This is a genomic window from Rhodococcus sp. no. 34 (assembly GCF_054589475.1).
In genome coordinates, this window is the sequence record NZ_BAAILK010000049.1 from 22,865 (window position 1) to 35,201 (window position 12,337).

Here is a 12,337-nt window from a genome sequence, read left to right on the forward strand (position 1 = left end):
AGATCGTGCGTCGCATCTGTCCGCGCTGCATGCCGACAGCTCGCAGCATTCCGATTTCTCGTCGCCGCTCGACCACCGAGAGTGCCAGGGTGTTGATGATGCCCAGGATTGCGATCACGACCGCGAGTGCAAGCAGTCCGTAGAGGATCGCCAACAACGTGTTGATCTGCTGGCCCTGAGTTCCCTTGAACTCCTCACGATCCTGCACCTGGACGACGACGTACTTCTCCGTGGCCGTTTCGAGCTCGGATCGCAGCGTTGTCAGATCCGCGCCAGGCTTCGCCTTCACCAGAACCACGAAGTCCGGCAGACTCTCGGCCGGCATCAGCTTCCGATACGCCTCGTCCGAGACGATCCACGAGCCGATCAGCTGGTTGTCCTCGAACACTCCCGCGACAACCGTCTGGTACTCGACGCCGCCGGGACCGGTCAACGTCTGGGTCGAGCCCACAGTCCAACCCTTGTCGTCCGCAGTCGACTTCGAGACGAGCATGTTGTTGCCGGTCAGATCGACCGTGCCCTCGAGGATCTTGTACTCGAGCACGCCTTCGATCGGGCCGTCGAACGAAGCGCCCTGCTCGTCCTCACCGTCGACCTTCGCACGCACTCCGTGCAACGACGTCGCGCTCTGCACGTCGGGCACCTGTCGGACCGCGTCGGCCGCACCTCGCGGCACGCCGATCGCGTTGGGACCGGTCAGGATGTAGTCGGCCGAAACACCCACGTCGACAAGAGCATTGATGCTCGCCTTGGCCGAGGAACCGAACACTCCGATGACCGTCACCAGCATCAGACCGAGAGTCAACGCGAATGCCGTTGCGGCCGTGCGACGGGGATTGCGCACCGCATTGGTACGAGCCAATCGCCCGATGGCACCGAACGGCTTGGCGAACACGGCACCGAGCGCGCCGACGATCGGCCGCGACAGCGCGGGAGCCCCGAGAAGCACCGCGATGATCAACGAGAACGCACCGAGGCCGACGATCAGCGCCGCGCCGCCGCCGGTACCGCGAGAGCCGAACACGAGCAGTGCCACACCGATCACGCCGAGAATCGCACCGATCAACGTCCGCACTCGCAGTGAGTCACCGGTGGAGGCGAACTCCTCACGCATGGCCGCCACCGGCGGGATCTTCGACGCACGACGAGCCGGGGCGTAAGCGCTGAGCGTCGTGACGACGACGCCGACCACCAACGCGACGATGATCGTGCGGGCACCCACCTGGAGCGGGCCTTCCGGCAGACCGACGTCGAATGTGTTGAGCAGACTGCGCAATCCGTAGGCGAGACCGATACCGCCGAGCAGACCGATGATGCTGCCGATGAGTCCGACCACGAGCGCCTCGGTGACCACCGAACGGCCGACCTGCGCTCGGCTCGCACCGATCGCACGCAGCAGCGCCAGCTCACGAAGACGCTGCGCCACGATCATCGAGAAGGTGTTGTAGATGATGAACGTTCCGACGAGCAGAGCAATCGCGCCGAACGCCAACAGGAAGTAGTTGATGAAGCTCAGCGCCGAGTCGACCTCGGCCTTGGTCTCCTCACGAACCTGGTCGCCGGTCTGCACCTTGAGATCGGGGAAAACCTGCTCGACGCGTTGCTGCAGTTCCGTCTGCGACACCCCGTCGCCCGCGACGTCGATGTACTCGACGTGTTGGCCGTCGGTGAAGAGTCCACGGGCCTGCTCGTCGGTGAAGAGCGCGCCGATGAACCCGCCGGTGTCACTGCCCGCCCCCTCGTAGATGCCGGACAACGTCACGTCCACGATTCCGCGGGCCGGTGCCAGAACCTTGGCGGAGTCCCCCACGTTCAGTCCGGCTCGCTCGGCGGCGCTGGTGTTCAGCGCGACCTGACCGGTCTGCGTCGGAGGCGAGCCCTCAACGAAGGTGTCGGGTTCGGCAATCGCCTGGCCCGGCGGTAGGTAGGACTGCCCGATACTCGGCGCGCCGCCGGTCTGAACAGCGCCGCCGTCTGCGTTGATCAGGACGATCTGTCCACTGACGGCCGGGGCTACCGCTCGGACGCCGTCGACTGCGGCAAGTTTGTCGACATCCTCGACCGGAACGCCACTGGTGTTGCGCTCTTCCATCGATACCCGGACGTCGACGCCCTGGGCGGTGTTCTCGAAGATCGAATCGAAAGTCTTCTGGAGGGTGTCGGTGAAAACGAACGACCCCGCGACAAAAGCCGTGCCAAGCACCACGGAGAGAACCGTCAGCGCAAGTCGCACCTTGTGTGCCGCCAAGTTGCGCAGGGAAACCTTGCGCATCGGCGAGTTGCTTACCGAAGCCATGTGCTCAAGCCCCGGCTTCCACGTTCACGACCGCCTGCGGAGCGTCCAGACGCTTCATCCGGTCGAGGACCGAATCCGCCGTAGGCTCGCGCAATTCGTCGACGATCTTGCCGTCCGCGAGGAACACCACCCGGTCGGCATACGCCGCTGCCCGCGGATCGTGCGTCACGATCACCACGGTCTGGTTGAACTCGTCGACGGCCGCCCGCAGGATCGAGAGCACCTCACCGGAGGACTTCGAATCGAGGTTTCCGGTCGGCTCGTCGCCGAAGATGATCTCCGGCTGACCCGCCAGCGCACGCGCACACGCCACACGCTGCTGCTGACCACCCGAGAGCTCTCCCGGCCGATGATCGAGGCGATCCCCGAGACCCAGCTTGGTCAGGACGCTGTTCAACCAGGTCGGGTCCGCTTTGCGTCCCGCGATGTCGAGCGGCAACGTGATGTTCTCGAGCGCCGTCAGCGTCGGCACCAGGTTGAACGCCTGGAAAACGAAACCGATGCGATCGCGTCGCAATTGGGTCATCTGTTTGTCGGAAAGCGTCGTGAGTTCCGTGTCACCGATGAGAACAGAACCCGAACTGGCGGAATCCAGACCGGCGAGGCAATGCATCAGCGTCGACTTACCGGAACCGGACGGCCCCATGATCGCCGTGAACTCACCGCGGGCGAAATCTGCGGACACCGAACTGAGGGCGTGCACCTGGGTATCTCCGGTGCCGTAGGTCTTGGACAGGCCGACTGCGCGGGCCGCGACATCCTGGGCGTGCGAACTCATGATCGCCTTTCCTGTTCACTTCGGTGCTACTTTGCGGGCGTGACGGGCGCCCGTGAAAACACGGACGCCCGCAATGGTTGGTTCCATCCTGTCGGGTGGCGGGCGCGCCCGCCATCGGGGACCACCCTGATATCTGCGGCCGAGCCGGTCAGGGTCGGGGGAATGCGACCCCTCCTGCTTGTGCGCATTGACTGGAAACAGCGATACGAAGACCGGGCGCACATTAACCTTGTGACACCAATCACACGAGAGAGGCGGCCGAATGTCCGACGCCACCGCTGGAATCATTTTCGATCGGCTAGAGCACTGGGCGACGGTCAAGCCTGATCAAGCAGCGATGACCTTCCAAGGGACCGAATTCACGTGGGCTCAGTGGCGGGACCGCATCTTGCGTATCGCCGCCGCCCTCGCCGAATCAGGCATCGGCGCCGGCGACACTGTCGCGTTCGTCGACAAGAATCATCTGTCCTGTCTCGAAGTCACCTACGCCGCCTCACTACTCGGCGCCGCGAATGTCGTTCCCAACTGGCGACTTTCGAGCGAAGAGCTGGATTACGTTCTCGCGGACTGTGGCGCTCGCATTCTGTTCGTCGGCAGCGAACTACTCCCCCAGGTCGTCGCGATGCGAGACCGCTTGACGGCCGTCGAATCGATCTTCGCCGTCGGCGGTGAACACGACGAATTCGAGCCGTGGATCGACGAGGTCACACCGCTGCACTCCCGCCCCGAGGTGAGCCCCGATGCCACCGCTCTGGTTCTCTACAGTTCCGGGACGACCGGTCGCCCCAAGGGTGTCCAGCTCACGCATCGAAACCTGTTCGCGCACAGCAACAATGTCCTCGAAATCCTGCCGGCCCACGAGGATCACCGATTCTTGATCGCGATGCCGATGTTCCACGTCGGCGGAACGTGCTACGCCATCATGGCAATTCACACCGGTGGCCGCTGTTACTTCACGAGAGAAGCCGACGGACCGTCGATCTTCGCCGGTCTCGCCGCCGGAGCCAACATCGCCTTTCTCGTCCCACCGGTCATTGCCGGAGTCCTGGCCGCAGGCGAGCAGGCGGTCGCCGCCTTCAAAGCATTCAAACGCATCACCTACGGCGCCGCCCCCATGCCGCTCCCACTGTTGCGCGCGGCACTCGCAGCGTGGCCGGACACCGAATTCGTGCAGGTCTACGGCATGACCGAAATGGCAGGCGTCATTACCGCGTTGATGCCGGACGTTCACCGCGACGAGTCGCAGGTCGAGCGCATGGCATCGGCAGGTACGGCGATCCCCGGCGTCGAGATGCGCGTGGTGGACCCCGTCACGCTCGAGGACGTGCCCACCGGAACGACCGGTGAACTGTGGTGGCGATCCGAACAGTGCACACCCGGATACCTGGGTAAGCCCGAGGCGACGGCCGAAACGATTACCGCAGACGGGTGGCTACGTAGCGGCGACATGGGCCGCGCCGACTCCGACGGCTTCGTCTTCATCGAGGACCGCCTCAAGGACATGATCATCACCGGCGGCGAGAACGTCTACTCCCCCGAGATCGAACGAGTACTGGTGGAGCATCCGGCAATCGCCGAGGTCGCGGTCATCGGCGTTCCCGACGACCGTTGGGGTGAAACCGTCAAGGCTGTCGTGGTTCTCACTGCCGAAGCGCAGATCGACGAAGCCGAACTGATCACCTATACACAGGAACGCCTCGCAAAGTTCAAGTGCCCGACCAGTATCGACGTCGTCGAGATTCTTCCCCGCAATCCCACCGGAAAGATCCTCAAACGCGACCTCCGCAAACCGTACTGGGAGAACCGCGAACACAAACTGGTCTGAGTTCGCGTGCTGTAATGGGGCGGTGACTTCGCGCCGCCCCACCACACCCAATCCGACCGATCCGTGCCCGTGCGGCAGCGGCAACGCGTTGGCCGAATGCTGCGGCAAGTACATCAGCGGAGTAGCGCACGCACCGACCGCCGAAACCCTGATGCGTTCGCGTTACACGGCTTTCGCTGTGATGGACGACGAATATCTCACGCAGACTTGGCATCCCGACCATCGCCCAGCCCAACTCGATCTCGACCCCGACCAGAAATGGCTCCGGTTGGAGATCCTGGACACCGAACGGGGCGGGCTGTTCGATTCCGACGGCGTCGTGGAATTTCGCGCTCACTACACATTCGGACGCGAGCGGGGAATGCTCCACGAACGCAGTCGATTTGCGCGAACAGAGGGTAAGTGGCTCTATGTCGACGGCGATATCGGTTAGGTAACTCCGGGCACCGCCGCCGCGGATCCCGATAACGCGAGCCCTACGATCGAGTCATGACAACGAACCGGACGAGATCATTTGCCGCTGTCGCTGCCATCGCAGTGGGCGTGAGCCTGACTGCCTGTTCGCAGGACGCGGAGACCACTCCCACGGCAGCCACCTCGGCCGTCACCTCGACCTCGACCTCGAGTGCAGCAGCGTCGACCACAGAACCAGTCCCGACGGACAGCTCCGACAAGACGTCGGCTGCGGGCACCGAATCCAAGCTCACCGTCGTCGACATCCGAGTGGGCGAGCACGACGGATTCGATCGTGTCGTCTACGAAATGGGCGGAACCGGCACACCCGGTTGGCGCGTCAAGTACGTCGACGCGGCGACGCAGGAAGGCAGCGGTAAGCCCGTGGACATCAAGGGTGCCGCAGTGATCCAGGTCCTGATCGACGGTTCCGCATATCCCTTCGACAGCGGAGTCGAGCAGTACTCCGGCCCCAACCCGGTCCCCGGCGTCGGCGGAGTCGTGACCGAGGTCAACGGGTCCAACGTCTTCGAGGGAGTCACGCAGTCGTTCATCGGCGTGACCGAGAAGCAGCCGTTCACGGTCACGACGCTCAGCGACCCTCCTCGCGTGGTGGTCGACGTGGCCCGCTGAGGCCGCACTTGACCTGAAGTTTGGTTGAGGTTCTACCTTCGTGTCGTACCGGCCACGTAATCTTCGTGGCCGGCGACCGGAGGGGCGAAGTCATGAGTATGGAAGTCACCGCGTGGAACGCGATGTACAACGCGATGCACGCGCAAGAAGATCGGCGCCCGTTCTCGAAGGCGACACTGAAGCGGATCGCGACGTTCGCAGTTCCACAGAAACGCAACCTCAGCTGGTACCTCGTACTGAGTGTCGTCACTGCTGCGCTTGCCGTGGCAACACCTGTCCTGGCCGGGCGTGTGGTCAACGCGATAGTCGGCGGCGACGCCGTCGACGTGGTCGTCAAACTTGCCGCCCTGATCGCACTGGTAGCACTTCTCGAAGCCGCTCTGGGCCTGTTGACCCGGTGGCTCTCGGCCAGCATCGGCGAAGACCTGATCCTGCATCTGCGCACCACCGTCTTCGATCACGTCCAGAAGATGCCCATCGCGTTCTTCACCAGAACTCGAACCGGAGCACTGGTCAGCCGTCTCAACAACGACGTCATCGGCGCTCAGCGCGCCTTCAGCGACACCTTGTCCGGAGTGGTCAGCAATCTGGTCACCCTGGTGATCACGCTGATCGTCATGCTCGGGATCTCCTGGCAGATCACCGTCCTCGCGCTGCTACTTCTCCCGATCTTCGTCATCCCCGCACGGCGCATGGGCGCAAAACTTGCAGCACTCAATCGTGAAGCAGCCAACCATAATTCGCTCATGAGCACCCAGATGACGGAGCGGTTCTCCGCTCCCGGCGCGACTCTGGTCAAGCTGTTCGGCCGCCCGTCGCAAGAATCTGCGGAGTTCGCGGTTCGCGCCAGGCGTGTGCGCAACATCGGAGTCCGGACCGCAATGCTGCAGTCCGTCTTCGTCACAGCGCTGACGCTGGTCTCGGCCCTTGCTCTTGCCCTCGTCTACGGACTCGGCGGTTTCTACGCGCTGCGCGGACAGTTGGACGCCGGCGCCGTCGTGGCGATGGCATTGTTGTTGACGCGGCTGTACTCGCCGTTGACCGCACTGGCCAGCGCCCGGGTGGACGTCATGAGCGCCCTGGTCAGCTTCGAGCGGGTATTCGAGATTCTCGATCTGGCGCCGCTCATCACCGAGAAGCCCGATGCACGCACGGTGCCGCAGGGCCCGGTGTCCGTCGAGTTCAAGAACGTCACTTTTGCTTACCCATCCGCGGACAAGGTGTCTCTCGCGTCCCTGGAGGAAGTCGCGATCCTCGACACCCGCGGCGGCGAGGACGTGTTGCACGACCTGTCGTTCCGCACCGAAGCAGGACAGATGGTCGCCTTGGTCGGCACGTCCGGTGCCGGAAAGTCGACCGTGGCGCAGATGATTCCGCGCCTCTACGACATCGACTCCGGTTCGGTCGAGTTGGGCGGCGTCGACGTCCGCGACCTCAGTGCCGATTCCATCCGGGAGACCGTCGGCATGGTCACGCAGGACGGGCACCTGTTCCACGAGAGCCTTCGATCCAACCTGCTCCTCGCGCGACCGGATGCCACCGAAGAAGATCTGCGTGAGGTTCTGGAGCGCGCACGGCTCACCGACCTGGTTGCGTCGCTGCCCGACGGACTGGAGACCGTGGTGGGTGAACGCGGTTACCGCCTCTCGGGCGGCGAGCGTCAACGCCTGACCATCGCACGCCTGCTCCTGGCCCAGCCTCGCGTCGTCATCTTGGACGAGGCCACCGCGCATCTCGACTCGACGTCGGAAGCTGCGGTTCAGGAAGCACTCGGCGAAGCACTCGCCGGGCGGACTGCGGTGGTGATCGCTCACCGGTTGTCGACGATCCGTTCCGCGGACCTGATCCTTGTCGTCGAGGCAGGCCAGATCGTCGAGCGCGGCAACCATGAGGAACTGCTCGCGCGCAGTGGCCGCTACGCCGAGTTGTACCGCACGCAGTTCGACACCAACGCCCGGAAGAACGGCGCCCTCGCACCGACGCCGATCTGACACCGCGCAACGCCTTGCCCCCCACACAGAAAACAGGCGCTGTCCTCCCGCGCGGAGGGCAGCGCCTGTTTCAGTCTTCATGACAGTCGTTGAAGCTGTATGTCAGTCGTTGTAGCGATCGCGTCCGCCACCGCGGCGGTCGTCACGTCCACCACGATCGTCCCGGCCACCACGGTCGCCACGGCCACTCGGACGTCCCTGCGGCGGCCCGAAATCAGGCTGCAGCTGGATCAGGACGCCGGAGATGCGTGTGCGACGCAAAGCTTCGAGAGTCTCGTTGGAGAGGTCGGCCGGCAGCTCGACGATGCTGTGATCCGGACGAATACTGATGTGCCCGAAGTCGCTTCGACGAAGCCCACCCTCGTTGGCGATGGCACCGACGATGGCACCCGGAACGACGCGGTGACGCTTGCCGACTGCAATGCGGTACGCGGCCAGCTCCTGGCCCTCGGGCCCACGCGAGCGCGGGGCCGGGCCATCGTCGAAACGACGGGGAGGACGTGGTTCACGAGGCTCGCGCTCACGACGCGGCGGTGCCGGCGGCTCGGGAGAAAGCAAGAATGCTTCGCCGTCGCGCGACTGCAACGCCAGAGCGGCAGCGATGTCGATGAGCGGAACGTCGTGTTCCTGGTCGTAGTCCTCGATCATCTTGCGGAACATCGCGAGATTCTCCGAGGCCAGGCTCTCGGTGATGGAGTCACCGAACTTGGCCACGCGCTGGGCGTTGACGTCGTCGACACTGGGAAGCTGCATCTCCGCAAGCGGCTGACGGGTCGCCTTCTCGATGGACTTGAGCAGATGACGCTCACGCGGGGCGACGAACAGCAACGCGTCACCCTGACGACCGGCGCGGCCGGTACGACCGATGCGGTGGACGTACGACTCCGTGTCATGCGGGATGTCGTAGTTGACGACGTGGGAGATTCGATCCACGTCGAGGCCTCGAGCGGCAACGTCGGTCGCGACGAGGATGTCGAGGGCGCCGTTCTTGAGCTGACCGATGGTCCGCTCACGCTGTGCCTGGACGATGTCGCCGTTGATCGCGGCAGCCGAGTGCCCGCGGGCCCGCAGCTTCTCCGCCAGGTCTTCGGTGGCCTGCTTGGTACGGACGAAGATGATCATCGCCTCGAATGCCTCGACCTCGAGGACTCGGGTCAGTGCATCGAGCTTGCGCTGATGAGCAACCTGAATGTAGCGCTGCGTGATGTTCGAGGCGGTCGACGTCTTGGACTTGACGGTGATCTCGACCGGATTGTTCAAGTACTGCTTCGAGATCCGGCGAATCGAGCCGGGCATCGTTGCGGAGAACAGGGCGACCTGCTTGTCGCCGGGGGTGTCGCGGAGAATGCGCTCGACGTCCTCCTGGAACCCCATCTTGAGCATCTCGTCGGCCTCGTCGAGAACGAGGTACTTGAGATTGGTCAGATCCAGGGTGCCCTTTTCGAGATGGTCGATGACACGACCCGGGGTACCGACGACGACGTGTGCGCCGCGGCGCAGGCCCGACAGCTGGACGCCGTAGCTCTGGCCACCGTAGATCGGCAGCACGTTGAGTCCGGGGATGTGCGCGGAGTACTTGCCGAATGCCTCGGCAACCTGAAGCGCCAGCTCACGCGTGGGAGCAAGCACCAGCGCCTGGGTCTGCTTGATCGACGTGTCGATCCGCGACAGGACTGGAACCGCGAAGGCTGCGGTCTTGCCGGTACCGGTCTGTGCGAGACCGACGACGTCCTTGCCTTCGAGCAGCGGCGGAATGGTGGCAGCCTGAATGGGCGAGGGCGACTCGTAGCCCACGTCTGACAGTGCCTTCAGTACCCGATCATCGATGTCGAGGTCGGCAAATGTTGGGGGTTCGGGGTCACGCTCAATATCACTCATTTGACCAGCAGTTTAGCGGATAGAGTATAGACACGACGACATACCGGGGGTGCTTTTACGACAGATCCACCCTCCCAGCGGGTTTCGCCTAGCGTAGGAAGCATGACCGAAGCCACCGCAGCCACCCCCTCCCAGACCGTTGTCGCGATTGCCCAATTCGCCCCGGGGACGGACAAGAAAGCCAACCTCGAATCACTGCGATCACTGGCTTCCGATGCAGCAGCACGCGGCGCGAAAGTTGTCGTGGCGCCGGAATACTCGATGTTCACCGCACCGAAGACGGATGAGCGTTTGATCGAGTCCGCGGAGGACCTGGACGGCGAATTCGGTTCGGCGCTGGCGTCGGTCGCCGCGGAGTTCGGAATCTTCCTCGTGGCAGGAATGAACGAGCGGATCGACGACGTGAGCAGAATCTCCAACACCCTCGTCGCGATGGACCCGAACGGCGAACTGGTGGCGACCTACCGGAAACTGCATCTTTACGACGCTTTCGGTTACCAGGAGTCGGCCGTGATCCGCGCGGGCGAGATCACCGAACCGCAGACTTTCGGGTGCGACGGCCTGACCTTCGGCCTCCAGACCTGCTACGACCTGCGCTTCCCGGAAGTCACCCGGCGCATCGTCGACGTCGGCGCAGACATCTTGCTCCTGCCCGCCCAGTGGGTGCCGGGGCCGCTCAAGGAAGACCACTGGACCACTCTCGTGCGCGCCCGAGCCATCGAGAACACGATGTACATCGCAGCGGCAGATCAGAGCGCGCGCGGCGGCGCGGGGGTCAGCATGATCGTCGACCCGATGGGCGTCGTGATGTGTTCACTTGGCGAGCAGGTCGGGGTCGCCACCGCACTCGTTTCGGCTGCTCGCATCGCCGAGGTACGCGAGAAGAATCCCGCTCTCGCGCTGCGGAGGTTCACAGTCTCGTCGCGGTGACCTGCAGCGAGTAGCGTCGAACTGGTCGGGGTTCGAGCTTCTCGAGGACAACGCAGTGACCCAGTATCGGGATCGATCTTCCGCCGGCAAATTTCTGGCCGGGCGGCTCGAGACCTTGCGTATCGACAAGCCCGTCGTTCTCGGACTCCCGCGCGGCGGAGTTCCGGTCGCAGCCGAGGTGGCTGCGGCACTGAACGCTCCGCTCGACATCGTGGTGGTGCGCAAGCTCGGCAGTCCGCACAACCCGGAACTGGCGATGGGCGCTATCGGTGAGGGCGGCGTGCGGGTCCTCAACCACGACGTCATCGCAGCGGTTCGCGTCTCGAAAAGAGAACTCGTCGCCGTCGAACGCGACGAGCGAACCGAATTGGAACGGCGGGCGCATCTCCTGCGCGAGGGACGGACCCCGGTTTCCCTCCACGGACGCACTGCGGTGATCGTCGACGACGGAATGGCTACGGGCGCGAGTGCCGCGGTTGCCTGCCGATGCGCGCGCACCGCGGGTGCTGCCGCCGTGATCGTCGCGGTCCCAGTAGCCTCCCCCGAAGCCATGAGAGTGATCGCGTGCTCCGCCGATCGGGTCGTCTGCCCCTTCGTTCCTGCCCTGTTAGGCGGCGTCGGTGCTGCATTCGAGGACTTTCATCAACTCAGCGACGACGAAGTGCTGTCCTTCCTCGCCTGAGTGCACACCTCTCCAGCCTGAGCACAGTCCAAGAGATCTCTGAGAATTTGTGATGTGTGCAACATTTCGCTCCTCGGTGCCGATAGCCCAAATGGAACAAAAAGAATTCGGCTTTCTGGAGGAACCGTGACCATCTCGACCGATACCGTCGACGCCGTCGCAGCTGCGTGCCGTGACCGCCTGGGCGACCCTTCCGCCTGGGTTGCGTCAGACGCTTATCGACAGAGCCTCGCCCTGTGCATCATCGAATCCGTTCAGTCCACGTCGGGCCACAGCGAAGTGACCGTCGTCGATCGCTACCTGGCGTACAGGAAAGCTCGCGAGGACAAACCCGTCACGGATGGCGCACGCGAACTACTCCGCACCTTCGAGGAAGCCGGCAGTTCGGACCAGTGGGCAGGCAAGATCGGCTCGTACAAGCGTCGCTACACGGCGACGGGTGTCCCGATCGAGGCACGGCACATCCAACAGGTCGCCGAGAAACTCCATCACTTGCGGATCAACAGCGTCGAGGACCTGCTGTCGGCCGCCGATTCCGACAACGCTCTCGAAGCCGTTCACCATGCCTGGGTGGACGCGTGCGGAGACGGTTCCGAAGTGACCTGGGCCCACCTGTTGATGTTGGCCGGAATTCCGCACACCGATCTGGGGACCGCTGCCGACACCTTCATCAGCGCGACACTCGGCACCACCGAGTTGCCGGGAGACACCTCGGAGATCCTTGCAGCTACTGCAGAGCAACTCGGAGTGGATCCGGACCGATTGGACTACGCAATTCGGCGGTGGCTGTCCGTGCACGGCCGCACGCTCCAACACGTCGCCTGAGTACCTGTAAACAGGCGGTCACACTAAACTGCAGGTCAGCGCCCGA

Annotated in this window: 10 protein-coding genes; 7 read left to right on the plus strand and 3 right to left on the minus strand. The window is 63.9% G+C overall.

Annotated elements, in window-relative coordinates; genetic code table 11:
* Together ACYP01_RS28865 and ACYP01_RS28870 are read right to left on the minus strand one after the other, a co-directional pair.
* Positions 1 to 2,296, minus strand: a 2,296-nt coding sequence (locus ACYP01_RS28865) for an ABC transporter permease (protein WP_459683488.1), incomplete at its 3' end; no start/stop codon positions are given.
* A gap of 4 nt (positions 2,297 to 2,300) precedes the next feature.
* Positions 2,301 to 3,074, minus strand: a complete 774-nt coding sequence (locus tag ACYP01_RS28870) for an ABC transporter ATP-binding protein (RefSeq protein WP_003945134.1) — start codon at positions 3,072 to 3,074, stop codon at positions 2,301 to 2,303.
* Positions 3,075 to 3,336: 262 nt separating this feature from the next.
* Here ACYP01_RS28870 and ACYP01_RS28875 point away from each other — a divergent pair, with 262 nt between their 5' ends.
* From ACYP01_RS28875 to ACYP01_RS28890, 4 genes are all read left to right on the plus strand, one after another.
* Positions 3,337 to 4,899 (plus strand): long-chain-fatty-acid--CoA ligase, encoded by a 1,563-nt coding sequence (locus tag ACYP01_RS28875; RefSeq protein WP_003945105.1) that lies wholly within the window; start codon positions 3,337 to 3,339, stop codon positions 4,897 to 4,899.
* Positions 4,900 to 4,921: 22 nt separating this feature from the next.
* Positions 4,922 to 5,332: a YchJ family protein gene (locus tag ACYP01_RS28880; RefSeq protein WP_007736170.1), complete on the plus strand. Its 411-nt coding sequence runs from the start codon at positions 4,922 to 4,924 to the stop codon at positions 5,330 to 5,332.
* Between the two features lie 56 nt (positions 5,333 to 5,388).
* On the plus strand, positions 5,389 to 5,985 hold the full coding sequence (locus ACYP01_RS28885) for an AMIN-like domain-containing (lipo)protein (protein ID WP_007736169.1): 597 nt from the start codon (positions 5,389 to 5,391) through the stop codon (positions 5,983 to 5,985).
* 92 nt (positions 5,986 to 6,077) lie between these two features.
* The gene (locus tag ACYP01_RS28890; RefSeq protein ID WP_054831899.1) at positions 6,078 to 7,976 is read left to right on the plus strand and encodes an ABC transporter ATP-binding protein; all 1,899 of its coding nucleotides are present in this window, start codon (positions 6,078 to 6,080) and stop codon (positions 7,974 to 7,976) included.
* Between the two features lie 102 nt (positions 7,977 to 8,078).
* Here the strand turns inward: ACYP01_RS28890 and ACYP01_RS28895 are convergent, their stop codons facing one another.
* Positions 8,079 to 9,854, minus strand: coding sequence for a DEAD/DEAH box helicase (locus ACYP01_RS28895; RefSeq protein WP_003945121.1), 1,776 nt, complete (start codon positions 9,852 to 9,854; stop codon positions 8,079 to 8,081).
* Between the two features lie 102 nt (positions 9,855 to 9,956).
* Here ACYP01_RS28895 and ACYP01_RS28900 point away from each other — a divergent pair, with 102 nt between their 5' ends.
* The 3 genes from ACYP01_RS28900 (at position 9,957) to ACYP01_RS28910 (ending at position 12,291) form a co-directional block, all read left to right on the plus strand.
* Entirely contained in the window at positions 9,957 to 10,784 is an 828-nt protein-coding gene (locus tag ACYP01_RS28900; RefSeq protein ID WP_047268987.1) for a carbon-nitrogen hydrolase family protein, read from the plus strand.
* A 55-nt stretch (positions 10,785 to 10,839) separates the two neighbouring features.
* Positions 10,840 to 11,466 carry a phosphoribosyltransferase gene (locus tag ACYP01_RS28905; RefSeq protein ID WP_047268986.1) on the plus strand — a complete coding sequence of 209 codons (627 nt, stop codon included), beginning with the start codon at positions 10,840 to 10,842 and terminating at the stop codon, positions 11,464 to 11,466.
* Positions 11,467 to 11,592: 126 nt separating this feature from the next.
* Positions 11,593 to 12,291: a hypothetical protein gene (locus tag ACYP01_RS28910; RefSeq protein ID WP_003945151.1), complete on the plus strand. Its 699-nt coding sequence runs from the start codon at positions 11,593 to 11,595 to the stop codon at positions 12,289 to 12,291.
* Positions 12,292 to 12,337: the final 46 nt, after the last annotated feature.